26 protein-coding genes, 2 pseudogenes and 1 riboswitch are annotated in these 24,187 nt (G+C 71.2%); of the genes and pseudogenes, 19 read left to right on the top strand and 9 right to left on the bottom strand.

Annotation, left to right across the window (positions count from 1 at the left end; all coding sequences use genetic code 11):
* Positions 1–37: 37 nt before the first annotated feature.
* The 4 genes from AB0D04_RS33555 to AB0D04_RS33540 form a co-directional block, all read right to left on the bottom strand.
* The gene (locus tag AB0D04_RS33555; protein ID WP_362711087.1) at positions 38–1,093 is read right to left on the bottom strand and encodes a trypsin-like peptidase domain-containing protein; all 1,056 of its coding nucleotides are present in this window, start codon (positions 1,091–1,093) and stop codon (positions 38–40) included.
* Between the two features lie 119 nt (positions 1,094–1,212).
* Positions 1,213–2,238 carry a LacI family DNA-binding transcriptional regulator gene (locus AB0D04_RS33550; protein WP_362711085.1) on the bottom strand — a complete coding sequence of 342 codons (1,026 nt, stop codon included), beginning with the start codon at positions 2,236–2,238 and terminating at the stop codon, positions 1,213–1,215.
* A gap of 24 nt (positions 2,239–2,262) precedes the next feature.
* Entirely contained in the window at positions 2,263–3,108 is an 846-nt protein-coding gene (locus AB0D04_RS33545; protein ID WP_362711083.1) for a response regulator transcription factor, read from the bottom strand.
* Positions 3,109–3,915: 807 nt separating this feature from the next.
* On the bottom strand, positions 3,916–4,785 hold the full coding sequence (locus AB0D04_RS33540; RefSeq protein WP_362711081.1) for an NAD(P)-binding domain-containing protein: 870 nt from the start codon (positions 4,783–4,785) through the stop codon (positions 3,916–3,918).
* 113 nt (positions 4,786–4,898) lie between these two features.
* Here AB0D04_RS33540 and AB0D04_RS33535 point away from each other — a divergent pair, with 113 nt between their 5' ends.
* Positions 4,899–5,507 (top strand): TetR/AcrR family transcriptional regulator, encoded by a 609-nt coding sequence (locus tag AB0D04_RS33535; protein ID WP_362711079.1) that lies wholly within the window; start codon positions 4,899–4,901, stop codon positions 5,505–5,507.
* A gap of 89 nt (positions 5,508–5,596) precedes the next feature.
* Here AB0D04_RS33535 and AB0D04_RS33530 read toward each other — a convergent pair whose 3' ends face one another.
* Both AB0D04_RS33530 and AB0D04_RS33525 read right to left on the bottom strand, forming a co-directional pair.
* A complete protein-coding gene (locus AB0D04_RS33530; protein ID WP_362711101.1) occupies positions 5,597–7,498 on the bottom strand; it encodes an ABC transporter ATP-binding protein in 1,902 nt (633 codons plus the stop codon).
* An 86-nt stretch (positions 7,499–7,584) separates the two neighbouring features.
* On the bottom strand, positions 7,585–9,318 hold the full coding sequence (locus AB0D04_RS33525; protein WP_362711077.1) for an ABC transporter ATP-binding protein: 1,734 nt from the start codon (positions 9,316–9,318) through the stop codon (positions 7,585–7,587).
* 218 nt (positions 9,319–9,536) lie between these two features.
* Here AB0D04_RS33525 and AB0D04_RS33520 point away from each other — a divergent pair, with 218 nt between their 5' ends.
* The 7 genes from AB0D04_RS33520 to AB0D04_RS33490 all read left to right on the top strand — a co-directional run bounded on the left by AB0D04_RS33520 (position 9,537) and on the right by AB0D04_RS33490 (position 13,894).
* Positions 9,537–9,782 (top strand): MoaD/ThiS family protein, encoded by a 246-nt coding sequence (locus AB0D04_RS33520; protein WP_362711099.1) that lies wholly within the window; start codon positions 9,537–9,539, stop codon positions 9,780–9,782.
* Between the two features lie 10 nt (positions 9,783–9,792).
* Entirely contained in the window at positions 9,793–10,869 is a 1,077-nt protein-coding gene (locus tag AB0D04_RS33515) for a hypothetical protein (protein WP_362711075.1), read from the top strand.
* 215 nt (positions 10,870–11,084) lie between these two features.
* Positions 11,085–11,783 carry a DUF2993 domain-containing protein gene (locus AB0D04_RS33510; RefSeq protein ID WP_362711073.1) on the top strand — a complete coding sequence of 233 codons (699 nt, stop codon included), beginning with the start codon at positions 11,085–11,087 and terminating at the stop codon, positions 11,781–11,783.
* Between the two features lie 194 nt (positions 11,784–11,977).
* On the top strand, positions 11,978–12,085 hold the full coding sequence (locus tag AB0D04_RS33505) for a putative leader peptide (protein ID WP_362711071.1): 108 nt from the start codon (positions 11,978–11,980) through the stop codon (positions 12,083–12,085).
* Between the two features lie 174 nt (positions 12,086–12,259).
* Complete coding sequence (locus AB0D04_RS33500; RefSeq protein ID WP_362711069.1) at positions 12,260–13,105, top strand: sulfurtransferase; 846 nt, start codon at positions 12,260–12,262, stop codon at positions 13,103–13,105.
* Positions 13,106–13,145: 40 nt separating this feature from the next.
* Positions 13,146–13,433: a DUF1416 domain-containing protein gene (locus AB0D04_RS33495; protein ID WP_362711068.1), complete on the top strand. Its 288-nt coding sequence runs from the start codon at positions 13,146–13,148 to the stop codon at positions 13,431–13,433.
* Positions 13,434–13,594: 161 nt separating this feature from the next.
* The gene (locus AB0D04_RS33490) at positions 13,595–13,894 is read left to right on the top strand and encodes a DUF3099 domain-containing protein (protein ID WP_362711066.1); all 300 of its coding nucleotides are present in this window, start codon (positions 13,595–13,597) and stop codon (positions 13,892–13,894) included.
* Positions 13,895–13,912: 18 nt separating this feature from the next.
* Here AB0D04_RS33490 and AB0D04_RS33485 read toward each other — a convergent pair whose 3' ends face one another.
* Complete coding sequence (locus tag AB0D04_RS33485) at positions 13,913–14,278, bottom strand: DsrE family protein (RefSeq protein WP_362711064.1); 366 nt, start codon at positions 14,276–14,278, stop codon at positions 13,913–13,915.
* Positions 14,279–14,530: 252 nt separating this feature from the next.
* On the opposite strand from AB0D04_RS33485, the gene AB0D04_RS33480 reads away from it, so the two are divergent.
* The 5 genes and pseudogenes from AB0D04_RS33480 to AB0D04_RS33460 all read left to right on the top strand — a co-directional run bounded on the left by AB0D04_RS33480 (position 14,531) and on the right by AB0D04_RS33460 (position 17,882).
* Complete coding sequence (locus tag AB0D04_RS33480; RefSeq protein ID WP_362711062.1) at positions 14,531–15,118, top strand: FABP family protein; 588 nt, start codon at positions 14,531–14,533, stop codon at positions 15,116–15,118.
* Positions 15,119–15,165: 47 nt separating this feature from the next.
* A riboswitch (cobalamin riboswitch) is annotated at positions 15,166–15,235 on the top strand.
* A pseudogene (locus AB0D04_RS33475) lies at positions 15,233–16,279 on the top strand (iron ABC transporter permease). Its footprint overlaps the riboswitch before it by 3 nt.
* Positions 16,279–16,416 (top strand): annotated as a pseudogene (locus AB0D04_RS33470) (ATP-binding cassette domain-containing protein); the annotation flags it as partial. The pseudogenes AB0D04_RS33475 and AB0D04_RS33470, both read left to right, overlap by 1 nt.
* A 41-nt stretch (positions 16,417–16,457) precedes the next feature.
* Positions 16,458–16,895 carry a transcriptional repressor gene (locus AB0D04_RS33465; protein WP_362711060.1) on the top strand — a complete coding sequence of 146 codons (438 nt, stop codon included), beginning with the start codon at positions 16,458–16,460 and terminating at the stop codon, positions 16,893–16,895.
* A gap of 21 nt (positions 16,896–16,916) precedes the next feature.
* Entirely contained in the window at positions 16,917–17,882 is a 966-nt protein-coding gene (locus AB0D04_RS33460; protein ID WP_362711058.1) for a folate-binding protein, read from the top strand.
* Positions 17,883–17,950: 68 nt separating this feature from the next.
* Here AB0D04_RS33460 and dtd read toward each other — a convergent pair whose 3' ends face one another.
* A complete protein-coding gene (gene dtd, locus AB0D04_RS33455) occupies positions 17,951–18,376 on the bottom strand; it encodes a D-aminoacyl-tRNA deacylase (protein ID WP_362711056.1) in 426 nt (141 codons plus the stop codon).
* A 415-nt stretch (positions 18,377–18,791) separates the two neighbouring features.
* Here dtd and AB0D04_RS33450 point away from each other — a divergent pair, with 415 nt between their 5' ends.
* The 5 genes from AB0D04_RS33450 to AB0D04_RS33430 all read left to right on the top strand — a co-directional run bounded on the left by AB0D04_RS33450 (position 18,792) and on the right by AB0D04_RS33430 (position 23,015).
* Positions 18,792–19,337, top strand: a complete 546-nt coding sequence (locus tag AB0D04_RS33450) for an ABC transporter substrate-binding protein (protein WP_362711098.1) — start codon at positions 18,792–18,794, stop codon at positions 19,335–19,337.
* A gap of 53 nt (positions 19,338–19,390) precedes the next feature.
* Positions 19,391–20,410 carry an asparaginase gene (locus AB0D04_RS33445; RefSeq protein ID WP_362711055.1) on the top strand — a complete coding sequence of 340 codons (1,020 nt, stop codon included), beginning with the start codon at positions 19,391–19,393 and terminating at the stop codon, positions 20,408–20,410.
* Positions 20,411–20,516: 106 nt separating this feature from the next.
* Positions 20,517–21,758 (top strand): GNAT family N-acetyltransferase, encoded by a 1,242-nt coding sequence (locus AB0D04_RS33440; protein ID WP_362711053.1) that lies wholly within the window; start codon positions 20,517–20,519, stop codon positions 21,756–21,758.
* Positions 21,759–21,937: 179 nt separating this feature from the next.
* On the top strand, positions 21,938–22,369 hold the full coding sequence (locus tag AB0D04_RS33435; protein ID WP_362711051.1) for an ankyrin repeat domain-containing protein: 432 nt from the start codon (positions 21,938–21,940) through the stop codon (positions 22,367–22,369).
* Between the two features lie 79 nt (positions 22,370–22,448).
* A complete protein-coding gene (locus tag AB0D04_RS33430) occupies positions 22,449–23,015 on the top strand; it encodes an NAD(P)H-dependent oxidoreductase (RefSeq protein WP_362711049.1) in 567 nt (188 codons plus the stop codon).
* A gap of 30 nt (positions 23,016–23,045) precedes the next feature.
* Here AB0D04_RS33430 and AB0D04_RS33425 read toward each other — a convergent pair whose 3' ends face one another.
* A complete protein-coding gene (locus AB0D04_RS33425) occupies positions 23,046–23,627 on the bottom strand; it encodes a TetR family transcriptional regulator (protein ID WP_362711047.1) in 582 nt (193 codons plus the stop codon).
* Positions 23,628–23,933: 306 nt separating this feature from the next.
* On the opposite strand from AB0D04_RS33425, the gene AB0D04_RS33420 reads away from it, so the two are divergent.
* A partial coding sequence (locus tag AB0D04_RS33420) for a helix-turn-helix domain-containing protein (protein WP_362711045.1) occupies positions 23,934–24,187 on the top strand: 254 nt, incomplete at its 3' end.

Genomic DNA, 24,187 nt, shown 5'->3' with positions numbered 1-24,187 from the left:
ATCCTCAGCCTTGCACGGCAGAGGGCCACAGGGGCGCTCAGACCCCGCTGTTGCTGCCGCCGCTGCCGCCGTCCCGCAGCGCGTCGAGATCGGCCTTGACGGTGTTGATCGGGATGGCGAAGCCGAGGCCGACGCTGCCCGCGGTGCTGCTGGATGCCGAACTCGGGGAATACATCGCGGAGTTGATACCGATGATCTGCCCCTGCATATTGATCAGGGCGCCGCCGGAGTTGCCGGGGTTGAGCGAGGCATCGGTCTGGATGGCCTTGTAGGAGGTCTTCGACGAGCCGGTGTCGCCGTTGTACTGGTTGCCGCCGAATTCGAACGGCCAGCCACCGCCGTCGCCCGGACTGCCCTGCCGGCCCTGGTCCTCGTCCTTGGGTACGGTCACATCCCGGTTGAGGGCGGAGACGATGCCGCTGGTCACCGACCCGGTAAGGCCCTCCGGCGACCCGATCGCCACCACGCCGTCGCCCACCGCGATCTTGCCGGAGTCGCCGAGGGCCGCGGGGGTCAGCCCCTTGGCGCCCCGGATCTTGATGAGCGCCAGGTCCTTGTCGGGGTCGGTCCCGACGACCCGGGCGATCTTCCTGCTGCCGTCGCTGAAGGTGACGTCGACCGTGCGCGCACCGGCCACCACATGGTTGTTGGTGACGATCTCGCCGCCGCTGGTGATGACCACACCCGACCCGGTGGACTCCCCGTTCCCGGTCCGCGCCGTGATCTCCACTATCGCCGGGCTGACCGCCTTGGCCACCCCCGAGACGCCGCTGCCGCTGCTCTTGCCCGCGTTGACGAGCGGTGTGGAGGCACCGTCCTGCGGCGACTGCCGCGTGGCGCCGGCCAGCAGCGCCGCGCTGCCACCGCCGATGAGACCGGAGGCCAGCGCCACCGCCGCGATCAGCGCGACCGGCCGGCGCACCCTGCGGCGCGGCTCGCGGGGCGCGGGGCCCGGTGCGTACGGGGGCGGCGGCGGGACGGCCTGCCCCTGGCCGTCCCCGTACGCGTCGCCGGGTGCGGTGCCGTACGTATACGGCCGGTCCGGTGGCATCTGTGGCATCTCATCGCCGCTTCGGCGGTAGCTGTCGGTCATGGCTACGACTGTGCAGACGGTCCATGAGAACTGTCTGAGAACGCCCTGAGAGGCCCGACAGAAGTCGGTATGCCCGGGATAAGGGCGGCGGGGCAGGGACTAGGACGCGGGGACCGGGCTCAGGCCTGGCAGCCGCACGACTGCCGTACGACCAGCCGCGACGGGAACTGCCGCAGCCGCTCGCGGCGGGAGCCGACCACCCGTAGCGCGTCGTCCAGAACGAGGTCGACCGCCGCCCGCGCCATCGCCTCACGGTCCGAGGCGACGGTGGTCAGCGGCGGATCGGTCAGCCCCGCTTCCTTCACATCGTCGAAGCCCGCGACGGCCAGCCCGCCCGGCACATCGATGCGCAGCTCGCGGGCGGCCCGCAGCACACCGATCGCCTGGTCGTCCGTGGCGCACATGATGGCCGGCGGCCGGTCCGGGCCCGCCAGCAGCTCCAGGGCGACCCGGTAGGCGTCGTAGCGGTTGTACGGCGCCTGGAAATAGCGCCCCGCCGGCGTCTTCCCGGACTCCAGCATGGCCCGCCGCCAGCCCTCGACGTGGTCGGTGACCGGGTCGCCGGACTTGGGGGTCTCTTCCGTACCGCCGAGGAAGGCGACGTACGGGTGGCCGTGCTCCAGCAGATGCCGGGTGGCCAGCTGCGCGCCCCAGATGTCGTCCGTCATCACGGCGACGTCGTCGATGGCGTCCGGCCGCCGGTGCAGCAGCACCACCCGGGCGTCCCACGCATCGATCTCGGCGGCGGCGTGCTCGCTCGGGCCCTGGCTGATGAGGATCAGTCCGGACACCCGCATCCCGAGGAACGCGCGCAGATAGTGCACCTCGCGCTCGTCGAGATAGTTGGCGTTGCCGACCAGCACCATCTTTCCGCGCTCGGCGGCAGCCTGTTCCACGGCGTGCGCCATCTCCGCGAAGAACGGCTGCCGGGTGTCCGGCACGATCAGGCCTATGAGGTCGGTACGGCGGGACGCCATCGCCTGCGCGACCCGGTCCGGCCGGTAGCCGAGCTCCTTGATCGCGGCGAGTACCCGCTCGCGCGTGGCCGGGGCGACCGGCCTTGGTCCGTTGTTGATGACGTAACTGACAACGGCGGTGGACGTACCCGCCAGTCTTGCCACATCATCCCGCGTCACCTTGGCCACGCGCGGCAGTCTACGCGGGTGGTTCTACCTGGCGGCAGGTCGACGGGTGACGGATTCTGCCGGCGGCGCGACGGCCTTCCCGGGGCCGGCCCCCTCCCGCCGCTCGTCCCGGGCCGCCCTGGCCTCCTGCTCCGCCTTCGCCGCGTCGCTGTTGGCCTTCGCCTGGGCCTTCGCCTGGGCCTCCGCCGCCCGCTCCACCTTCTCCGGCGTCACAAAGCGGTAGCCGACGTTACGGACCGTACCGATCAGCGACTCGTGCTCGGGGCCGAGCTTCGCGCGCAGCCGCCGTACGTGCACATCGACCGTCCGCGTACCGCCGAAGTAGTCATAGCCCCACACCTCCTGCAGGAGCTGGGCGCGGGTGAAGACCCGGCCCGGGTGCTGCGCCAGATACTTCAGCAGCTCGAACTCCTTGAAGGTCAGATCCAGTATCCGGCCCTTGAGCTTGGCGCTGTAGGTGGCCTCGTCGACCGAGAGATCGCCGTTACGGATCTCCATGGGGCCGTCATCGGTGGTGATCTGCTGGCGGCCCATCGCCAGCCGCAGCCGCGCCTCCACCTCGGCGGGACCCGCCGTGTCCAGCAGGACGTCGTCGATGCCCCAGTCCGCGGTGACGGCGGCCAGCCCGCCCTCGGTCACCACCAGCACCAGCGGACAGCCGGGTCCGGTGGACCGCAGCAGCTGACACAGCGACCGGACATGCGGAAGATCGCGGCGGCCGTCGATCAGTATGACGTCGGCCCCGGGGGTGTCGATCAGGGCCGGGCCCTCGGCCGGGGCCACCCGCACGCTGTGCAGCAGCAGGCCGAGCGCCGGGAGCACCTCCGTCGACGGCTGGAGTGCGTTGGTCAGCAGCAGAAGCGAACTCACTTCCGACCACCTACCCGGAATTCGGCGTGCTCGGTGTGGTCAGCGTCCTTCGCCCTGTGCGGCTCACTGTCCGGCTTGCTTCGCTTGCCCATGACGTCTGGTTCCTCCTCGGTCCCTGCGACGGGGGCACCACCCGGCCGGGGCCGGGGGAGTCTGCGGCACTGCTTCGTACGAGCGCTCTCTGCCACGCTTCGCCTGCCCGCTCGGCGTGTGTGAAAGCACAAAAGGACCCGGGGGCTACGCTGCCCGGATCCTTCTTGCCCAGCAGAATAGCTCACCCGGCTTCCGGACCCGAGGACGATTTTGCACGTTCTTGTGTTCCGTCGATCACTTCGAGTGGTCATCGGGCGGCATTGTTGACGGAAGACGGCGCCCGGAACGAGGGCGCACACCCCCCTCGCAGCCCCGGAATCACGGGCCCTGCGGGAGGTTCCGCCACCTCTTCCCGGGCTCCCGCCCTCGTCCACGCCCAGGGCTTCACCGGCGCCTCGATCGCTCCGCACAAAGCCGCGCCACCAGGGACTTTTCCCAGCATGCGGACATGATCACGCTCTTCCGCCGCGGCCAGGGCGGCTCCGGCCGCCCGCGGCGGCGAGGTCCGGGCCGCGCCACCGCGGGCATCCGATCCCGCCCCTGGGGTACTGCCGGGCCGCCGCCGGCCGGCCTTGCTCCATCGGGGCTCCGCCGCCGTGCGACACGCAGCGGCGTACGGCCGGGAGGGGCCGCGCGACGGCCGGGGGGAGCACAGGGAGCGCACAGGAGCGCACGCCCGGCACGGCCGCCTCGCGAACGGGATGGCCCGGCGGATTACCCGGCGGGCCGCTCGAGGACCTTGATCAGACTGGTGAAGCCCTCCTCGCCGTGTCCGGCGGACACGGCCCGGTGGAAGAGCTCGGCGAGGGCGACGGGCACCGTGGCATCCAGGCCCGCATCCCGCAGGGTGTGCACCACGTGGTCGGCACTGGCGGCGTTCATGACCATCCGGGCCTCGCCGCCGTCGTGGCGGTCCGCGTCGAGATACTCGCCCATGACGCCGATGAAGTACGAGACATCGGCCGCCTTCAGGGCGTGCGGGCGGAATTCCTCGGCCGAGATGCCGTTCTCCCGCATCAGCGCGGCGGCATGGAGGTAGCCGGTCATCGAGGACCAGAAGAGGGCCATCAGCGCCTGGTAGTAGACCTGGGCCAGGCCGGGGTCGGTGCCGCGGTAGTCGGCACCGGTGAGCACCTCCAGGGTTGCCCGATGGGCCTCGAAGACGTCCCGCGGGCCGCTGTAGAAGGTCTGCGAGCCCTCCTTGCCGATGAGCGGTGGCGGGACCTGCACACCGCCGGTGAGATGGCGGGCCCCGTGCCCGGCCGCCCACTTCGCGGCCGCGCGGGCCTTCTCCGGGGTGTCGGAGGTGAGGTTGACCAGGACGCGGCCGGCCAGCGCCTCGGTGGCCGGTCCGAGGACGGCGTAGAACGCGTCGTAATCGGTCAGGCTCAGCACCACCAGCTCATGGGCGGCCAGCGCCTCGGCGGGCGTCGCGGCCCGTACGGCGCCCTGGGCCACCAGCTCGTCCGCCTTGTTCGCGGTCCGGTTCCACACCGTTACGGCGTACCCGGCCTTCAGAAACGCGGCCGCCATGGCCTGCCCCATCGGCCCGAGACCGATGACCGTCACTGCCTGCTTGCTCATGAAACCCCTCCTGGAACGTCGTGGAATCACTAGAACGAACGCTCTATCTAGAGCCGCGAACAGGAACCTAACACAGCTCTAGAACGACCGCTCTAGTCCCTTACAGTGGGGCCATGCACAAGACCCAGGACTCCCCCGATGCCCAGGACGGCAGCGCGCTCGGCACCCGCGACCGCATCCTCGAGACCGCCGCCCGGCTGCTCCAGCACCAGGGGTACGAGGGAACGGGAATCAAGCAGATCGCCCGCGAGGCGCAGGCCACGTTCGGCTCCGTGTACCACTTCTTCCCGGGCGGGAAGCAGGAGTTGGCGATCGCGGCGATCCAGCACAGCGACCAGGAGTACCTCGAACTGCTCCGCGCGGCCCTCGGCGCCGTGGACGACCCCGCCGACGCGGTCCTCGCCCTCGCCGACGGCCTCGCCGACGCGCTGCGCGCCTCCGACTGGGCGGACGGCTGCCCGGTCACCACCACCGCCCTGGAGACCAGCGGGACCAGCCCCGACATCCAGCGCGTCTGCGCCGCCGCCTTCCAGAGCTGGCAGGCCGTGGTCCACGACAAGCTCAGCGCCTGCGGCATCGCCGACCCGGACGCCGGCGAACTGGCCGCGACGGTCATCAACACCCTGGGCGGCGCCGAGGTCAGCGCCCAGGTCCTGCGCGACGACGAGCCGCTGCGCATCGCGGGGCGCCACCTGGCGCGGCTGATCCGCAGCTATCGCTGACCGTCGGGCCCGGCAAAGCCGCGGAACATCCCGTCGCCGTCCGCCGACTCGGCCTCACTCCAGGACATGGCCACCCGGTCCGCCACGCCCTATTCCGGCTCCGCCACCGCCTCCGCGAACTGCGCCGCGTACAGCCGGGCATAGGCGCCACCGGCCGCCAACAGCCCGTCGTGGCTGCCCTGTTCGACGATCGAGCCCGACTCCATGACGAGGATGACGTCCGCGTCGCGGATCGTGGACAGCCGGTGGGCGATGACGAAGCTGGTGCGGCCGGTGCGGAGCTGGGCCATGGCGTGCTGGATGAGGACCTCGGTGCGGGTGTCGACCGAGCTGGTGGCCTCGTCGAGGACGAGGATGGCGGGTTCGGCGAGGAAGGCCCGGGCGATGGTGATGAGCTGCTTCTCGCCGACGGAGACATTGTTGCCCTCGTCGTCGATGACGGTGTCGTAGCCCTCGGGGAGGGTGCGGACGAAGCGGTCGACGTGGGTGGCCCGGGCGGCCTCTATGACCTTGTCGCGGGAGGTGCCCTCGGGGGCGCCGTAGGCGATGTTCTCGGCGATGGTGCCGCCGAAGAGCCAGGTGTCCTGGAGGACCATGCCGATGTTGGCGCGGAGTTCCTCGCGGGACATGGCGGCGATGTCGACGCCGTCGAGGGTGATCCGGCCGCCGCGGACCTCGTAGAACCGCATCAGCAGATTGACCAGTGTGGTCTTGCCGGCGCCTGTCGGCCCGACGATGGCGACCGTCTGGCCGGGGTGGACGCTCAGCGAGAGGCCGTCGATGAGGGGCTTGTCCTCCTCGTAGCGGAACGAGACCTCTTCGAAGGCGACGCGGCCGGTGACGTGGTCGGGGCGGGCGGGGCGCCCGGCATCGGGGTCCTGCTCCTTGGCGTCGAGGAGTTCGAAGACCCGCTCGGCGGAGGCGACGCCGGACTGGACGAGGTTGGCCATGGAGGCGACCTGGGTCAGCGGCTGGCTGAACTGGCGGGAGTACTGGATGAAGGCCTGGACGTCGCCGATGGACAGGGCGCCGGCGGCGACCCGCAGACCGCCCACGACGGCCACCAGGACGTAGTTCAGGTTCCCGATGAACATCATCGCGGGCTGGATGATCCCGGATATGAACTGGGCCTTGAACCCGGCGGCGTAGAGCGCTTCGTTCTGCTCACGGAAGCACTCGGCGGACTCCTTCTGCCGGCCGAAGACCTTGACCAGGGAGTGGCCCGTGTACATCTCCTCGATGTGCGCGTTGAGCTTGCCGGTCGTCTTCCACTGCTGGACGAACTGCGGCTGGGCGCGCTTGCCGACCTTGGTGGCCACCAGGACGGAGAGCGGGACGGTGAGCAGCGCGACCAGGGCCAGCAGCGGCGAGATCCAGAACATCACGGCGAGGACGCCGACGATGGTCAGCAGCGACGTCACTATCTGGCTGAGGGTCTGCTGCAGCGTCTGCTGGATGTTGTCGATGTCGTTGGTGGCCCGGGAGAGCACCTCGCCGCGCTGCTGCTTGTCGAAGTAGCTCAGCGGCAGCCGGGCCAGCTTCTCCTCGACCTGCTCGCGCATCCGGAAGACGGCCCGCTGGACGACGCGGGTGGCGATCCGGGCCTGGAGGAAGCTGAAGAGGGAGGCTGCGACATAGATCAGGGCGGTCCAGAGGAGGAAGATGCCCACCGCGCCGAAGTCGATGCCATGGCCGGGGACGACCGGCATGGCGTTGAGCATGTCGGCGAGCCCGCCCTGGCCGTGGGCGCGCAGCTGCGCCGCGGCCTGGGCCTTGCTGATCCCTTCGGGCAGCCGGCGGCCGATGATGCCGGCCATGATCAGGTCGGTGGCGTGCCCGAGGATCTTGGGTGCGGTCACGGTCAGCGCCACGCTCAGCACGCCGAGCAGCAGCGCGAAGCCGATGACGCCGCGCTCGGGCCGCATCTGGCGCAGCAGCCGCTTGCCGGAGCCCTTGAAGTCCATCGACTTCTCGGTGGGCTGACCGCCCATCATCCGGCCGGGCCCCGCCATCGGTGCGGGGCCGCGTCTGGACGCCGCCGGGGCCTCGGGGGCGGCCGCCTTCTTGTCCGCGGTGGTCACGCCGCCTCCTGCTCGGTGAGCTGGGAGAGCACGATCTCCCGGTACGTTTCGTTGCCGGCCATCAGCTCGGCGTGGGTGCCGGTGCCGACGACCCGGCCCTCGTCCAGCACGACGATCCGGTCGGCGCCGCGGATCGTGGAGACCCGCTGGGCGACGATCACCACGGTGGCCCGGTCCGTCTCCCGCGAGAGCGCGGCCCGCAGCGCGGCGTCCGTGGCGTAGTCGAGGGCGGAGAAGGAGTCGTCGAAGAGGTAGATCTCCGGCTTGCGGACCAGCGCACGGGCGATGGCGAGCCGCTGCCGCTGCCCGCCGGAGACATTGGTGCCGCCCTGGGCGACGGCGGCGTCCAGGCCGCCCTCCATCCGCTCGACGAACTCGCGCGCCTGGGCGGTCTCGAGGGCGTGCCACAGCTCGTCGTCGGTGGCGTCCGGGTTGCCGTAACGGAGGTTGGTGGCCACCGTGCCGGAGAAGAGGTACGGCTTCTGGGGGACCAGGCCGATGGCCGTGGCCAGCGTCTCCTGCTCGAGGGTGCGCACATCCTCGCCGTCCACCAGGACCGTGCCGCCGGTGGCGTCGAAAAGCCGCGGTACGAGGCCGAGCAGGGTCGACTTGCCGGCGCCGGTCGAGCCGATGACGGCGGTGGTCTCGCCGGGGCGGGCGGTCAGCGAGATGTCCTTGAGGACCGGCTCCTCGGCGCCCGGGAAGCGGAACTCGACGTTACGGAGCTCCAGTTCGCCGTGGCGGCGCAGCTCGGTGACGGGGTTCTTGGGCGGGACGACGCTGGTGTCCGTGCCCAGCACCTCCTGGATGCGCTCGGCGCAGACCTCGGCGCGCGGCAGCATCATCACCATGAACGTCGCCATCATGATCGACATCAGGATGTACATGAGGTAGCTGAGGAACGCCGTCAGCGCGCCGATCTGCATGTCGCCGCTGTCGATGCGCAGCCCGCCGAACCAGACGACGGCCACGCTGGAGAGGTTCACGATCAGCATGACCAGCGGGAACATCATCGACATCAGCCGGCCGGCGCGCAGCGAGATGTCGTAGAGATCGGTGTTGGCGCCGGCGAACCGCTCGCGCTCGTGCCGGTCGCGGACGAAGGCGCGGATGACACGGATGCCCGTGATCTGCTCGCGCAGCACGCGGTTGACGGTGTCGATACGCGTCTGCACTCCGCGGAACAGCGGGCGCATCCGGCGCACGATCAGGGACACGAAGATCGCAAGGACCGGGACGATGACCAGGAGCGTGCCCGACAGCGTCACGTCCTGGTTCAGCGCCATGAGCACGCCGCCGATGCACATGATCGGCGCGGAGACCATCATCGTGAACGTCATCAGCACCAGCATCTGGACCTGCTGGACGTCATTGGTGGTACGGGTGATCAGCGACGGCGCGCCGAAGGTGCCCATTTCGCGGGCGGAGAAGGACTGCACCCGGTCGAAGACGGCGGCGCGGATGTCCCGGCCCAGCGCCATGGCCGTACGGGCGCCGAAATAGACCGCCCCGATGGCGCACACGACCTGCAGCACGGTGACGGCGATCATGAAGCCGCCCAGGCGGAAAATGTAGCCCGTGTCCCCCTTGACGACACCATTGTCGATGATGTCGGCGTTGAGGGTGGGGAGGTAGAGATTGGCCAGCGTCTGGATCAGCTGGAGCAGCACGATCAGGGATATCGAGCGCCTGTGGGGCCGCAGATGCGCCCGCGCTAGTCGAACCAACACCCCCTGAGCCTATGGGAAAAATTGCCTTCAGCAATCGAATATCCGGGTTTACGCGGGCCACCCCCGAGCCTTTTGCGGGGCCTTGACCGGAGCCGGCCCGGTCGCCGCGTACGCCATCATGGAGGCGGCAACGATGACGACCGACTCGACGAACCGACTCGAGATCCGACTCGACGAACCGACGCGATGAAGAGGCCGCCGTGACAACAACTGGCACCGTGCGCTACTGGGCCGCGGCCAAAGCCGCCGCCGGCACGGCCGAGGAGCCCTATACGGCGGCGACGCTCGCCGAGGCGCTGACTGCGGCGCGCGCCGCGCACGCCGCGAACCCGGAGTTCGCGCGGGTCCTGCTGCGCTGCTCCTTCCTGGTGGACGGCAACCCGGTCGGCACCCGCGACCACGCGGCGGTGCCGCTGGCCCCGGGCGGCACCGTCGAGGTCCTTCCCCCGTTCGCCGGAGGGTGAGCACACGAACATGAGCGACAACCAGCCGCAGCAGTACCCCGGGTACCAGCCGCAGGCCCCGTACGGGCCCCCGTACGGCCCGCAGCCGCCGCAGCCGTACGACCCCGCCCCGCAGCAGCAGCACGGGTACGGGCGCGACGGATACGGCCAGGAGGCGTACGGCACACCGGACGCGTTCGGCACCCCGCCCCCCGTGGACCCCGCGCACGTCCCCTCCCAGCACCACCAGACCCCCCTGGCGCCCCAGGAGCCGGACGCCCGCCAGCACCCGCAGCCGCCCCGGCCCGACGCCACTCCCCCGCCGCCTCCCACGCCCGTGTCCACCGCCCACATGGCGCCCAACCAGCGCGCCCGCGCCGAGGGCCGCTCGCCGATCATCCCGCCGGGGATCCAGCCGGCGGCGCTGACCGTCGCCCTCGCCGCGCTGCTCGCGCTGACCGCGCCGCTGGGCCGGCCGGCGCTCGCCGTACCGGTGGTGCTGCTGCAGGCGGTCACGGCGGCCGGCTGGTTCCGGCTGAACGGCATGTGGCCCGCCCGCCAGGGCATCGCGCTGGCGTTCCTCGCCGGACTGACCACCACCGTCGCGCTGCTGGCCACCGACCGCTCGGACGCGCCCCTGGTCGCCATCGGCACGCTCGGCGTGTGGTGTGCGTTCGTCCTCGTCCTCCAGCTGCGCAACCGCAGCGGCGCCGACGAGCGGATGTACGCACTGACCGCGGGCCTCACCTCGACCGCGCTCGCGGTGCTCGCCTCCGGCCACCTGGCCGCCGCCCCGCGCGCGGTCACGGTCGGCGCCGCCGCGGTCGCCCTGGCAACGCTCGCCCGCGCGCTGCGGCTGCCCTCCGTCGTCTCGATCGCCGTCGCCCTGCTGGCGGCCGCGGGCGCGGGTATCGGGGCCGGCCAGCTGACCGGCTTCGGGCCGGCCGGCGCGCTGCTGGGCCTGGCGGCCGGCGGCTGCGCCCTGATCGGCCTGCGGGTGGCCAGCTACGACTACCCGTCGCGGTTTGTGCACATGACGGCCGGTGTGGCGCTGCCGCTCGCGCTCGCCGCGCCCGCCGTGTACGTCCTGGGCCGGGCGCTGGGCTAGTCCCTGACGACAGAGCCTGGGCCCTGACGCCAGAGCCCAGGACGGGTCCGCACAAGTCGGGCCGTCCGCCGGGAGAGATCGCCGCTCCCGGCGGCGGCCGGGCGCGTTCGCCGTACGTCCTCGTCTAGGCTCCCCGGTGCACAGGCAGGGGGCCTGTGCCGATTGCACCGATGACACGGCCGGGCGTCCGGCCCTTGTGTGGGGGTAGTGGTTCGATGCGTGCACTGAAGGTGCTGCTGTTCATCGTCGTCATACTCGGCGTGCTGTTCGTGGTCGGTGACCGCGTCGCGGTGAGTTACGCCGAGGGGATGGCCGCGGACAAGATCCGCAGCAGTCAGGGCCTGGAGAAGACCCCGGAGGTCTCGATCAAGGGCTTCCCGTTCCTGACCCAGATCGCCGGCCGCAACCTGACCGAGGTGGACGCCGAGCTCGGCGGCATGTCGGCCAGCGCCGACGGGCGCACGCTGCGGGTGGAGAAGCTGAGCGCGCAGTTCCACGACGTCGCGCTGGGCAGCGACTACACCTCCATCCAGAGCGCCGCCTCGGCCACCGGGAAGGCCCAGATCTCGTACGCGGACCTGACCAAGGCGGCCGGCGGCGGCGTCAAGATCAGCTACGCCGGCGAGAAGAACGGCCGCAGCCAGGTGAAGATCTCGCCGAACCTGCCGCTCGTCGGCTCCCTCGAGGTGACCGGCTCCCTCACCGTCACCGGCAACACCGTCACGCTGCGGGCCGACGAGATCCCGGCGATGTGCAAGGCCCTCCCCGCCTGCCAGTCGGGCGTACGCTCGCAGACGGACCACGAGTGGAAGCTGGACCAGCTGCCCGGCAACCTCAAGCTGGACAAGGTGGTGACGACGCCGAAGGGTGTCTCGCTCACCGCCTCGGGGACGAACGTCAAGATCCCCAGCTGACCGGACGGGCCCCCGCGGCGTCCATTTACTGAGACGACACTGTCCGTACGCCAGACCCCCCACCCGCGCACCGGACGCCGCGGCCCCGCCCGCACCCCTCCCCCACGGCACCGCATCCCATATCGCGGACAATCGCGTCTCAGTATTTGAGGCACCGGTGACACGCCCGGCCGTCCGTCCCTACGATCGGTGCCATGCAGAGCGCATTGAGCCGTCTCCGTCCACGGAGGCAGGCGGTACTGACGAAGCGGCGGGCAGTCGACCTGTGCCGCGTCGCCGCCATGCTCTGTCGCCCTGCCTGACGGGACTTCCGCTCCCCGTCTCGGCCCTCGGGCCGTTCCCCTGCCTGTCCCCGCGCAGCGCCGCGCGCAGCACCGCTCCGTACAGATCAGGTCGTACGGGTGCCACAGCGCATACACGGCGTACCCGCGGGCAATCTGCCACTGCCCCCCGCAACTGCCCCGGAGGAGAAGAACATGAGCCGTAGCGACGTCCTCGTAGACGCCGACTGGGTCGAGGCCCGCCTCGAGGACCCGAAGGTCGTGATCGTCGAGGTGGACGAGGACACCTCGGCCTACGACAAGAACCACATCAAGAACGCGGTCCGCATCGACTGGAAGCAGGACCTCCAGGACCCGGTGCGCCGTGACTTCGTCGACCAGGCGGGCTTCGAGAAGCTGCTGTCGGCCAAGGGCATCGCCAACGACGACACCGTCGTCCTCTACGGCGGCAACAACAACTGGTTCGCCTCCTACGCCTACTGGTACTTCAAGCTGTACGGCCACGACAGCGTCAAGCTGCTCGACGGCGGCCGCAAGAAGTGGGAGCTGGACTCGCGCGACCTGGTCGACGGCGACGCGGTCCCCAACCGCCCGGCCACCGAGTACAAGGCGAAGGCCCAGGACACCTCCATCCGCGCCTTCCGTGACGACGTCGTCGCCGCGATCGACAACCTCAACCTCGTCGACGTGCGCTCCCCCGACGAGTTCAGCGGCAAGCTGCTCGCGCCTGCTCACCTCCCCCAGGAGCAGTCGCAGCGCCCCGGCCACGTGCCCAGCGCCCGCAACATCCCGTGGTCGAAGAACGCCAACGACGACGGCACGTTCAAGTCGGACGACGAGCTCACGGCCCTCTACCAGGAGGAGTCCGTCGACCTGGCGAAGGACACCATCGCCTACTGCAGGATCGGTGAGCGCTCCGCGCTGACCTGGTTCGTGCTGCACGAGCTGCTGGGCCAGACCAACGTCAAGAACTACGACGGCTCCTGGACCGAGTACGGCTCGCTGGTCGGCGTGCCGATCGAGCTCGGCGCCAACAAGTAACAACCGAAGCTTCTCCCTTACCCCTCAAGGAAGTACCCCTATGTGTGGAGCACAGGCAGGCGGCCCCGACGCCTCGACGATCAAGCCCGGTGAGACCACCATCCAGGGCCAGGTGACCCGCGACGGCGAGCCCGTCACCGGTTACGTCCGCCTTCTGGACAGCACCGGCGAGTTCACCGCCGAGGTCCCCACCTCGGCCACCGGCCAGTTCCGGTTCTACGCGGCCGAGGGCACCTGGACGCTGCGTGCGCTCGTTCCGGGCGGCACCGCCGACCGCACCGTCGTCGCCCAGCAGGGCGGCCTGGCCGAGGTCGCCATCGCCATCTGACACACGGCACTCTCCCCCAGCTCACGCTGGGAGGTGCCCCCAGGCCAGAGGGCCGCACCCCAGGGGTTTGGACGCCTTGGCCGGGGTGCGGCCCTCCGTGCTGCCGGGGCCGCGGTGGCCGCGGACTTCTCTCCGTCCGGTCGCGGATTTACCGTGGAGTTATGTCCACGCACCGCCGGCTGTCGGCGCCCCAACGCCGCCATCGCAGGTACTTCCTGCTGATGGGCGTGTGCCTGGTGCTGTTCCTGCTGGCGTGGAGCGTGGTGCGGCTGTGGTCCGTGCCGGCCGCGGTGGCCATGTGCCTCGTCGCCATGGTCATCCCGCCGGTCGCGGCGATCATCGGCAACCGCCGTGACCCCGGCGAACGCTGGTGGGACGAGTGCGGCGACCCGGAGTCCGACCGCTGGTGGCGCGAGCTGGACGACCGGGACGACCGGGACGACGAGCAGCACCCGCAATGACGGCGGCTGCGCACCCGCTCAGTACACCAGCGCCTGCACGCCCTCCGGCATGATCTCGCTGACGAAGACCTGGGCGCCGGCCATGCCCGCCTTGTCGATCAGGTCCTTCGGCTCGATGCCGCGCCGGGCCGCACACTGGGTGCACACCGTGATCGCCCCGCCGCCCGCGAGGATCCCGTCGATCAGCTCCGGCAGCGGCGTCGCATGCGGCAGCTCGAACTCGGCCGCCCGGCCCGGCAGCGCGAACCACGACGATTCCCCGGTCAGCCACAGCGACACCTCGACGCCCTCGGCCACCGCCATCGCCGCCACCGTGAACGCCTGCGAGCACCGCTCGGGCGCATCCGCGCCCGCCGTCACCTTGATCACGAGCCTGTTCGCCATACGGCCAGAGTAGGCCGCCGGTGCCTGGCGGCAGACCTCACAGCGCCGCGGCCACCGGCGACGACTAGACTCGCAGTCGGTCCGATACACCATCCGCCCAAGGAGCGCGCTCGTGCTTGAGGCAGTCTTCACCACCCTGCTCGTCCTGGTCGCCGTCGGCGTGATCGCCTTCGCCGGCCTGACCTGGAAGAAGCTGTACCAGGGCCAGCGCTGAACAACCTCCTTCCACGTCTATAGATCGCCTGAGCTGTCATGATCGAGATTCCGTCCGACCTGAACCCGGCCCTGGTGCCCCTCGCCTTTCTCCTCGGCACCTGGGAGGGCGCGGGCGTCGCCGACTTCCCGGGCTCCGAGAAGTGCAACTTCGGGCAGGAGGTCACCTTCCGCCACGACGGCCGTGACTTCCTCGAGTACACCTCGCACAGCTGGGTGCTCGACGGCGAGGGCAAGAAGGTCCGCCCGCTGGAGACCGAGAGCGGCTACTGGCGCATCGACAAGGGCCGCAAGGTCGAGGTCGTGATGATCCGCGACCAGGGCATCGTGGAGGTCTGGTACGGCGAGCTCGCCCACCAGAAGCCGCAGATCGACCTGGCCACCGACGCCGTCGCGCGCACCGCCGCGGCCGGCCCGTACAGCGGTGGCAAGCGGCTCTACGGCTATGTCAACAGCGACCTGATGTGGGTCGGCGAGAAGGCCACCCCGGACGTGCCGCTGCGCCCGTACATGTCGGCGCACCTGAAGAAGGTCGCCGATCTGAAGGAGTGGGCCGAGAGCCTGCCCGACGACATGCCGGACGGGGTCTCCTTCTTCCGCCCTGACGGCACGCCCTACGAGGGCTGAGCCGACCGGCACCACCCGGTCACCCCACAGAACGACGCGCCCCGCGGGAGAAGTCCGGTGAGAGTCCGGCGCTGACCCGCAACGGTGAAGCGGAAGCCCCCTTCCGTAAGCCCGATCGCCCGCGGCGGCGCCGATCCTGACAACTCGCCGTGGACTGCGAGGGGACGCCGTTCCCTCGCGCCGGGCCGCCGCTCCGGCCTCCGCGCCGCCGGGGCCGGCTGGCCACAGGTGCTGCGGTATCTGGGCGCCGGGCTCACCGGCGGCACCATCGCGCCCGACGAGGTCGCCGCGTACACCATCGTCTGGGAGCTGCGTTTCCCGCGGGCCGTGCCGGCGGCCGTCGTCGGCGCCGGGCTCTCGGCCATCGGCGTCGCCGTCCAGGCGCTGGTCCGCAACGCCCTCGCCGACCCCTTCGTCCTCGGCATCTCCTCCGGCGCGGCCGTCGGCGCCAACGCCGTCCTCCTCTTCGGGGCGCTCGGCGCGCTGGGTATCTGGGCGCTGTCGGTGTCGGCATTCGTCTCCGCGCTGATCGCCATGGCCCTGGTGTACGCGGCCGCCCGTACGGCCCATGGGCTCACCCCGCTGCGGCTCGTCCTGACCGGCTCCGCGATGTACTACGGCTTCTCCGCGATCACCACGCTGATGGTGTTCACCGCCGACCGGGGCGAGGCCGCCCGCTCGGCGCTGAGGTGACTGCTCGGCAGCCTGAGCGGGGCGGGCTGGGCCTCGGTGCCGCTCGCCGCGGCCGCGGTGGCCGCCGCGCCGGCCCACCTCCTGCTCTCCGCCGGCCGGCTGAACGCACTGGCCATGGGCGACGAGACCGCCGCCGCCTTCGGGGTGGACGCGGAGCGGCTGCGCCGCGAGCTGTTCGTCGTGACCGCCGCAGTCGCCGGGGCGGTCGTCGCGGTCAGCGGCGCGATCGGCTTCGTCGGGCTGATGGTGCCGCATGTGACGCGGATGCTGGTCGGCGCCGACCACCGCCGGGTCCTGGCCGTCGCGCCGCTGCTGGGCGCGGTGCTGCTGGTGTGGGTGGCCCTCCTCTCCCGGGTGCTGCTGGCGCCCGTGGAACTGCCGGTCGGCGTGCTCACCGCCGTCATCGGCGTGCCCTGCTTCGTGCTGCTGATGCGGCGGCGCGGCTACAGCTTCGGAGGCGGTGGCTGATGCGGATCGACATCGCGGAACTGTCCGTGGACGTGGCCGGGCGACGGCTGGTCCACGACATCACCCTGGAGGCCGGCAGCGGGCGGCTGGTCGGGCTCGTCGGCCCCAATGGCAGCGGTAAGTCGACCCTGCTGCAGGAATCTTCGCCCTCACGGGGAGAACACTTCATACTGGCCTTGTGGTGACCACCGACTGGCAGAGCGACCTCCGCAGGCGCGGGTACCGCCTGACCCCGCAGCGCCAGCTCGTCCTGGAGGCCGTGGACAGACTGGAGCACGCCACCCCCGACGACATCCTCACTGAGGTACGCAAGACGGCCGGCAGCGTGAACATCTCCACCGTCTACCGGACCCTGGAGCTGCTGGAAGAACTCGGCCTGGTCAGCCATGCCCACCTCGGGCACGGCTCGCCGACGTACCACCTGGCCGACCGGCACCATCACCTGCACCTGGTGTGCCGGGACTGCACGGACGTCATCGAGGCGGACCTGTCGGTGGCCGACGCCCTGACGTCCCAACTGCGCAGCCAATTCGGCTTCGATACGGATATGAAGCACTTCGCGATCTTCGGGCGATGTGCGGCCTGCACCGAGAAGGCCACTCGGAACGACGCGTAGCGGCGCCGTAGGCTGGCTTCCATGAAGAGCCCTCTGCTGTCGCTGCCCGGTGCCGTTCCCGCCGAGGCCCCCGACGAAGGCGTCGCCGCGCATTACGGCGATCTCTTCCGGGAGCAACGCGCCCTCGCCGACGGCTCCGGTTTCGTGGATCTCTCGCACCGCGGCGTGGTCACCGTCACCGGCCCCGAGCGGCTCAGCTGGCTGCATCTGCTGCTCACCCAGCACGTCAGCGAGCTGCCGCCCGGCCAGGCCACCGAGGCGCTGGTCCTCTCCGCGCACGGCCATATCGAGCATGCCGTGTATCTCGTCGACGACGGCGAGACGACCTGGATGCACACCGAGCCCGGCAATCAGGAGGCGCTGATCGCCTACCTGGAGAGCATGAAGTTCTTCTACCGGGTCGAGGTCGCCGACCGCACCGAGGAAATCGCCGTCGTCCACCTGCCGGCGGGGTCGATCTCCGAGGTGCCCGACGGTGCCGCCGTACGGGAGACCCCGCACGGCCGCGATCTCTTCCTGCCCCGCGCCGACCTGGAATCCTTCGCCGCGGTCAACGGCCCGGCGATCGGCATCCTTGCCCTCGAGGCCCTGCGCGTCGAGGCGCACCGCCCCCGCCTGGGCCTGGAGACGGACCACCGCACCATCCCGCACGAGCTGGGCTGGATCGGCACCGCGGTCCACCTCCAGAAGGGCTGCTACCGCGGCCAGGAGACCGTCGCCCGCGTCCACAACCTGGGCAAGCCGCCGCGCCGCCTGGTCTTCCTCCACCTGGACGGCAGCGAGGTCCATCTTCCCCCGCACGGCACCCCGGTACGCCTGGCCGCCGACGGCGAAGAGGGCCGCCAGCTGGGCTTCGTCACCACCTCGGCCCGCCACCACGAACTCGGCCCCATCGCCCTCGCCCTGGTCAAGCGCAACGTCCCGGTGGACGCGGAGCTGATGGCGGGCGGGACGGCGGCGGCACAGGAGGTCGTGGTCGAGCCGTAGCGCCGTCCGGCGGGGGCCGACGTGCGCGTTCGGCCTCCGCCGCGCGGCCATGACCCATCGGACAGGCCCTAGACCTCCACCAGCACCGTGAACGGCCCGTCGTTCGTCAGTGACACCTTCATGTCCGCGCCGAAGCGGCCGGTCTCCACGTGGGCGCCCAGGGCGCGGAGTTGGGAGACGACCTCGTCGACGAGGGGTTCGGCCACCGGGCCGGGGGCGGCCGCGTTCCAGGTGGGGCGGCGGCCCTTGCGGGCGTCACCGTAGAGAGTGAACTGACTGATCACCAGGAGCGGCGCCCCGTTGTCCGAACAGGACTTCTCGCCCTGCAGGATCCGTACCGACCACAGCTTGCGGGCGAGCTGTGCCGCCTTCTCGCGGGTGTCCTCGTGGGTGACCCCCACCAGCACGCACAGCCCTTCCCCGACGATCTCCCCGACCGTCTCGCCCGCCACCTCGACGCGTGCGCCGTCCACTCTCTGCACCACAGCTCGCATACGGGCCATCATGCCGCGCGGCCCGCGGCGTTCGGACGGCCGTGCCCCTACAGGGGCCGAACGGGTGCCCTTGCCCTGCACACGGACCGCCCAGAGTGGCACGATGCGTGCACGTGGTGCGTTTCACGGACAACATGCCCTGGATGCCGCACCGGACAAGGGGACGGAACGATTCATGACCACTGCCGGCTCCGGGCAGACACCCGGTCCCGTACCAGCCGCCCGTACGACACCGACCGCGCCCGCGCCGTCGGCCGGCCGTACGAGACCGACCGCCCCGGAGTCGCCCACCCCGCGTACGCCACCGGCTCCCACGCCGCCCACCCCGCGTACGCCACCGGCTCCCACGCCGCCCACCGCCCTGACGACCACGGCAACAGCTCGTATCGAGCCCGCCCGCACGGAGGACGACCCCATGCCCCAGGCAGGCCAGGCGCAGCACCCCCGCCCGCCGCAGCAGCGCGACCGCTTCCGCCCCGTCGCCCCGCCCGACCTGTCCGGGCTGACCCTGCCCGAGCTGCGGGTGGTACGGCGGGACTCGCAGCAGGAGGAGGCCGATCTGAGCTATCTGCGGCGACTGCTGCAGGGCCGGATCGACATTTTGCGGGCCGAGATCGCCCATCGGACCACGCCGCATTCGCCGCTGCTGGACCGCCTCCCGGAGATCCTCACGGACGTCCCGTCGCGGCATCGCTCCTCGGCCCGGCATGTGACGCTGGGCACGCCGCACAGCGAGGAGTACCGGCAGCTGGCCGAGGAGATGCTCGGCGAGGTGGAGCTGTCCGACCTGGGCGCCCGAACGGACGAGGAGCTGCATGCGGCGATGGCGCGGCTGATCCGCTACGAGCGCCAGATCTCACGGCGCCGCCAGTCGCTGCAGCACACGGCCGACGATTGCAGCGGGGAGATTGCCCGCAGGTACCGTGAAGGCGAAGCACAAGTCGACGACCTGCTGTCCTGACCGGGCCACAAGCTCTGGGACCCAGGTTCTCCTCATCCTCCGGAAGGCCTCCGATGACCTCCCCCACTCCGATATCCGGCTCGACATCCGACTCGGTATCCGCCCCGGTGCCCGCACGGTCCCCGGAGTCATCCTCCTCCCCCGTGCTCGCCGAGGTCGTCCGCTCCGGCTTCGTCGAGGGCCGCCACCGCGGCTCTCTGGTGGTGCTGGCGGCCGACGGCAGCGTGGAGTGGTCGCTCGGCGACAGCGCCGCCCCCGTCTTCCCCCGCTCGACGAACAAGCCGATGCAGGCAGCGGCCGTGCTCCGCGCAGGCCTGGACCTGGCGGACGAGCGGCTGGCGCTGACCGCCGCCAGCCACTCGGGGGAAGCCTTCCACCTCGCTCTCGTACGGAGCATGCTCACCGAGCACGGTCTGACCGCCGAGCAGCTGCAGACGCCGCCGGACCTGCCGCTGGACCCGGCGGAGGCGGAGGCCTACCTGGCCGCGGGCAACGTCCGCGACCCGCTCGTCATGAACTGCTCCGGCAAGCACACCGCCATGCTGGCCGCCAGCGCCCTCAACGGCTGGCCGCTCGACTCCTACCTGGACCAGGACCACCCGCTCCAGCAGCTGGTCCTGGAGGGCGTACGGGCGGCGAGCGGCGAGGACGTCGCCCACATCGGCACGGACGGCTGCGGCGCGCCCCTGATGTCCCTGTCGCTGACCGGCCTGGCCCGCGCCTTCCGGCACTTCGTCGTGGCCGAGCCCGGTACCCCGGAGCGCCGGGTCGCGGACGCCATGCGCGCCCACCCCGAGTACGTCGCCGGCACCCGCCGCCCCGACACCTGGCTGATGCGGGCCCTGCCCGGCACCCTGTCCAAGATGGGCGCCGAGGCCGTCCAGGCGCTGGCCCTGCCCGACGGCCGGGCCCTGGCCTTCAAGATCGACGACGGCGCGACCCGCACCCTGGGCCCGGTGCTGGCCCGCGTCCTGCGCCAGATGGGCATCGCCGACCCCGTACTCGAGCGGATCGAGGACGTGCCGCTGCTGGGCGGCGGGGCGCGGGTGGGCGAGATCCGCGCGGCCTTCTGACGGCGGGGGCCGCGGCGAGGGTCCGGCAATCGCCGCTCGGCTGCGAGTCGCGCGGAAAGGCGAAATCCGCGCGACGTTCCGCTCCCCGCCTGTCTACCGTGCCGCCATGGACTTAAAGATCCGCACGATCAGCGACGACGACCTCCGCGACTGGATCGTGGCCGTGACAACGGGCTTTCTGGGCCCACCGGCTGCCTCCGACAAGGAGGTCGAGTTCCTCAGGGCGACCTACGACCCGGAACGGACCTGGGCCGCGTACGACGGCGACCGTTGCGTCGCCACCCTGCGGAGCTTCGCGCAGGAGCTGACGGTGGTGGGCGGGGCCGTGCTGCCCTCCGACGCCGTCTCCGCCGTGACCGTCTCGCCCACCCACCGCCGCCGCGGCCTGCTGAGCCGGATGATGGCGAACGACCTGCGGGCCGCCAAGGAGCGCGGCGATGCCGTCTCCACGCTGATCGCCGCCGAGTATCCGATCTACGGGCGGTTCGGCTACGGGCCGGCCACCTGGACGTCCAGGTGGCGTATCGATGCGGCCCGGTCCGGGCTCGACCCGCGGCATGCCGCCCCGGAGTGCGGCGGGCGGATCGACTTCGTCACCGCGGAGGAGGTCCGCACGTTCGGGCCCGGCCTCCACGACCGCTTCCGCGTCCAGGTGGCGGGGGCCGTATCGCGCAGCAGCCAGTGGTGGCAGCGGGCCACCGGCGCCGTGCAGGTGTTCACCGACTCGTCGGCGGACGTGCACCACGCCGCGTACCGCTCCCCGTCCGGCGGGATCGAGGGCCTGGTCAGCTACCGGCACGACATGCGCTGGGAGGCCAAGCAGCCGGAGACCACCGCGCGCGTCGAGCGTCTGATCGCGACCTCGCCCGCCGCCGAGCGGGCCCTGTGGCAGTTCCTGTGCTCGATCGACTGGGTGCAGCACGTCGACACCGGCCTCCGCGCACCCGACGATCCGCTGCCGCACTTCCTGGGCAACACACGGGCGGCGGTCATCCAGGAGCAGTCCGACTATCTGTGGCTGCGCCCGCTGGACGTTCCCCGCCTGCTGGAGTCCCGTACGTACCCGGTGGCGGGCACCCTCGTCCTGGAGGTCGAGGACCGCGCCGGACTGGCCGGCGGCCGTTTCCTCCTGGACGCGACCCCGGACGGCGCCACCTGTACGCCGACCACCCGTACCGCCGAACTCACCCTGGATGTCGGCGACTTGGCCGCGCTCTCGCTGGGCGACGCGGCCGCCACCCGGCTGTCGGCACTGGGCCGGATCCGCGAGGAGCGTACGGGCGCGCTCGCCACCGCCGACACGCTGTTGCACACGGCGCGCCGGCCGTGGTGCCCGGACATCTTCTGACCAGGACGTTCCGGCCGGCCCGGAGGCGTCGCGGGATCCTTGCCGAAACGGTGGCCACGGCCGCTGCCCCATGGCCCCTGGCCTGCATAAGGTGGCGAGGACAGACCACAGCGCACGAGTGCCCCGGTGTACCTCCCGTACGCCGGGGCACCATCCACCACAGCAGGAGGCCGGCGACCATGAGCGACGCGAATTCCGAGCCGCAGGGGCCCGAGGCGATCGAGCACGCGCACGACCCCGAGGTGCTCCAGCTCGCGGCCAAGGTGTTCGACCTGGCGCGGCACGGTGACACCGACACCGTCGCTGCGTATGTGGACGCGGGCGTGCCCGCCAACCTGACGAACGAGAAGGGCGACTCCCTGGTGATGCTCGCCGCCTATCACGGGCACGCGGCCACCGTGGAGGCCCTGTTGAAGCGCGGCGGCGACGCCAACCGCACCAACGACCGGGGCCAGACGCCGCTCGCCGGTGCGGTCTTCAAGGGCGAGGACGAGGTCGTCAGGGTCCTGGTGGCGCACGGTGCGGACCCGGCGGCGGGCGCGCCCTCGGCGATCGACACGGCGCGGATGTTCCAGAAGACGGAACTGTTGGAGCTCTTCGGCGAGAAGTGAGGCGCCTTGACCTCAACATTGCTTGAGGTCCTAGCGTCGGGCCCCGTCGGCAACACCGCCGCGCAAGGAAGGGCCCCACATGTCCGAGCACCGCTACACCCTCGCCGTGATCGTCGGCAGCACCCGGGAGGGCCGGTTCGCGCCCGTCATCGCGAACTGGTTCACCCGGCACGCCGAGAGCCACCCCCACATCGACATCGACGTCATCGACCTGGACGCCATCCGCCCCTACGAGCTCCGCGGCGGCACCGAGGCGTACGCGTCGTTCGCCGAGCGGGTCGAGTGGGCGGACGCATTCGTCGTGATCACCCCGGAGTACAACCACTCCTTCCCGGCCCCGCTCAAGCACGCGATCGACCTGCTGCACCGCCCGTGGCAGGCCAAGCCGGTGGGCTTCGTCTCGTACGGCGGCATCTCGGGCGGCCTGCGCGCCGTCGAGCAACTCCGGCTGATTTTCGCCGAGTTGCACGCCACCACGGTCCGCGAGACGGTCAGCTTCCCGCTCGCCGGCAGCCTCTTCGACGACCAGGGCGCGCTGCGCGACCCCGCCCCGGCCGCGAAGGCCGCCGACGCCCTGCTCGGGCAGCTGACCTGGTGGGCGGTGGCCCTCAGGGAGGCCCGGCTGGCGCGGCCGTACGGGGCATAGGCCGGCCGCCCGGTGGGCGCCTTACGCCCTTTACGCGCCGTCCGGGCCGAGCGTCCGCTCGACCAGGGCGGAGATCAGCCCGTCCGTCTCCTCGACCGGCACCGCACCCGGCAGCGTCAGCTGCTCCAGCATCAGCCCGGTCATCGCCAGATAGTTCAGCAGCACGGCCGTACGGTCACCGGGCAGTCCGCCCTCCACGTGGAAGCGGATGTTCTCCTCGAGCGTCGCGCGCATGACCTGGGTCAGCTCCGCCCGCAACTCGGGGCGCCGGGTCGCCTCCAGGCGCAGCTCCAGCATCGCCAGATAGCCCGTACGGTTCTCCGTCACCCGGCGGTTGATCCAGTGCATCAGTTCCACCACCAGCTCCCGGCTCGGCGGCGCCGCCATCACCTCGGCGACCTCGTCCGGGTCGGGGGCGATGCGCTGGTGGATCTGGCCGGTGACCTGGGCCAGCAGATCGTCGCGGCTGGCGAAGTAGTTGGACGCGGTCCCGTTGGGCACCGCCGCGGCCGTATCGACGGCCCGGAAGGTCAGCCCGCGCGCGCCGTCCCGCGCCAGCACCTCGATCGCGGCGTCCACCAGGGCCGTACGCCGTTCAGGGTTACGCACCATCTCCCGGCACCTCCTCGAATTCCCGAAAACCCCTTGCAACCACTACGTATAGAGTACAACTGAAGCACTACGAACGGAGTGGTTACGCCCCGAGGGATGGCGCACCCAGGAGACCGGCGGCGCGCTCCTCGGCTTGCGTCTGGGCCCCCGAGGGCACCTTGATCGAGGTGCTCCAGAACATCGAGCCCGCCCCGGAATGGATGGCGGCCCAGGGCCTGTGACGACCGGCTCCCGCCTGCCACCCGGCCCCGCCGATAATGACCTGCAATCACCTTTCGGCCAGGACCACTTCAGGGGGCAGGGCACATGAGCGCGCGCAAGGGTCCGTACGAATGCGGTCTGGACGCCGCCGTGGACGTGATCGGCGGGAAGTGGAAGGTACTGCTGCTGTGGGCGCTGGCCGAGCACCCGCGGCGGTTCGGCGAACTGCGCCGGGAACTGCCGAAGATCAGCGAAAAGGTGCTGGCCCAGCAGCTGCGCGAACTGGAGGCCGACGGCATCGTCCACCGCGAGGTCTACGACCACGTCCCGCCCAAGGTCGAGTACTCCCTCACCGGGCT

The organism is Streptomyces sp. NPDC048483 (genome assembly GCF_040651455.1).
Taxonomy (GTDB): Bacteria; Actinomycetota; Actinomycetes; order Streptomycetales; family Streptomycetaceae; genus Streptomyces.
The sequence above is the reverse complement of the archived record's forward strand: the minus strand, read 5'-3'. Positions and strand labels throughout refer to the sequence as shown.